Raw genomic sequence first — 1,378 nt, 5'->3', positions numbered from 1 at the left:
TGAGTTCTGCCGTGAGCTTGGTCAGGAGGTTGCCTGCCGCGTCGTAGGTGCAGGTCACTTCTCCTGCATCGGGGTGATTCACTTTGAGCTTATGTCCCAAGAGGTCGTACTCGTAAGTCGTGGTCTTATCGTTGGGATGATGAACGGTGGTTACTTGCCCTATGGCATCGTAGTCGTACTTCACGGTGATGTTATCGCCCGAAGCATGTTGCACCGTCTCACGGTTGCGTCCTTTCTCGTCGGTATAGCTCTCGGCATGGCGTCCGAGGGCATCGGTCACCTTTGTTTCAAGCATTGGCTCACCGTCATGGGAAACGATGCCGTAGGCCGTCGTAGTCATAGCCCCATCGGGCAGCGTAACCTTTGTCGTGCGGTCGTAAACGTCGTATTCGGTGGTTGCCTGCGGGTCGCCCGTGGTGGTGTTGTACGTACCGATGCTGCCGTAGCTCTCCGTGGTGGGATAGAACGCCTTTATGTTACGCCCGAAGGCATCGACAACGGCACGGCCGCTGACAATGGAAACCTTTTGATTGCTTCCGCCTGTCCACACCACACCCGTTTGTTTGGTTTGCACGGCGCGCATCAGGCTGTCGGCGAAAGTATAAGTTTCGATGTCGCCCTCGGGGGAGTAATGCAGAGTTCGGGCGTAACGCTCTGCCGGATGGTATTCGAATTTCAGCGTATAGGGCCTGCCCGACTCCAATTCCTTGGGGGCAAGGATGGTTGATGGACGCCCCATGCCGTCATAGGTATAGCGCATTTTGTTGCCGTTGAGGTCGGAAGTCTCTAAGGGCACTGCCCACTTGTAGTCGTAGACGGTGGAAGAGGTGTAACCGTAGGCGTCTTTTATGTTCGTCACCAGCGCATGGAGCACGTCGTCGTAAGTGTAGTCGTAGCGCATGCGCTGTCCCCTATGGTTCTCGGGCTTGGTGAGACTTGCAAGATTACCATAGGCATCGTAGGCCATGTCGTAGACCGACGGTTTATCGCCGTTGTGCATGGTGATGTTGGTGATGTCACCATTGCCGTTGATTTGCGTGGAACGTTCGCGGTAAACCTTTCCTCCTTTATCCTTTACGGCGATGTGCTTGGGAACGGAGACGATGTATTTTGCCTGCAAGTCGTGGTAGGCTATATCGGCATCCAGCTCGTAGTTCGTTGCCGTTTCCTTATAGGAAGCGAGGTTACCGTAAGCATCATAAGTGTTGTGCACGGTAGTGCTCATGCTGCCTGACTCGTTGTTGTCGTAAATGGTCTGTTTTACGGAGACGAGGGCGGGGAAGAAGACCGTCGTGTCTGCCTGCTGTTTGAGTTCATAGGTGTTCTGCGTGCCTTGCAGTTTGTTGCCTGCTGCATCGTAGAGCGTCTCGGCAGTGAC

Annotated in this window: 1 pseudogene; it reads right to left on the bottom strand. The window is 54.5% G+C overall.

Annotated features, from left to right (window positions below):
* Positions 1-1,378: pseudogene (locus HMPREF2955_RS08880) on the bottom strand (RHS repeat domain-containing protein); the annotation flags it as partial.

It is taken from the genome of Prevotella sp. HMSC073D09 (assembly GCF_001814145.1).
Taxonomy (GTDB): Bacteria; Bacteroidota; Bacteroidia; order Bacteroidales; family Bacteroidaceae; genus Prevotella; species Prevotella conceptionensis.
The sequence above is the reverse complement of the archived record's forward strand: the minus strand, read 5'-3'. Positions and strand labels throughout refer to the sequence as shown.